This window comes from Virgibacillus sp. M23, from assembly GCF_034190895.1.
Classification (GTDB): Bacteria; Bacillota; Bacilli; order Bacillales; family Amphibacillaceae; genus Virgibacillus; species Virgibacillus salarius.
The window spans coordinates 1-429 of the sequence record NZ_JAWDHA010000290.1 but is presented as its reverse complement, the minus strand read 5'-3'; the positions used below and the strand labels follow the sequence as shown (position 1 = coordinate 429).

Genomic DNA, 429 nt, shown 5'->3' with positions numbered 1-429 from the left:
CCTTTATGATGTTGATAAGAAATAAAAGAAAATGCCAATAGGATATCGGCATTTTCTTTTGCGTTTTTATTAGTTAACTGTTAATTGTCCTTGTTCAAGGATGCTGTTTTTCACAACAGATGTTTTCTTGCCTTTGATGTTCAGCAGGAAGCTTGGCGCAAACGTTGATTGTTTGTCTGCGTAGAATCCTCTGTTTGTCATGTAGCTTGTAATCACGACATTGTTTCCTTTCGCTTGAGGTACAGCGAAGTGTGAGTAAGTAAAGGTTCCATCGTTAGGATCAAGATCCATTTTTAACACAAGGCCAGTTTTGTTCAGCGGCTTGTATGGGCCAGTTAAAGAATTAGAAACATAGCCAAGAATGTAAATATCGTTAGACGTGATGACGTCAATTGTCATTTTTGATCCGCGGGACTAAGTGAACTGATA

At 38.2% G+C, this 429-nt stretch carries 1 pseudogene; it reads right to left on the bottom strand.

The window, feature by feature from the left end:
• Nucleotides 1-69: 69 nt before the first annotated feature.
• A pseudogene (locus RVS70_RS22610) lies at nucleotides 70-414 on the bottom strand (glycoside hydrolase family 68 protein); the annotation flags it as partial.
• Nucleotides 415-429 lie beyond the last annotated feature (15 nt).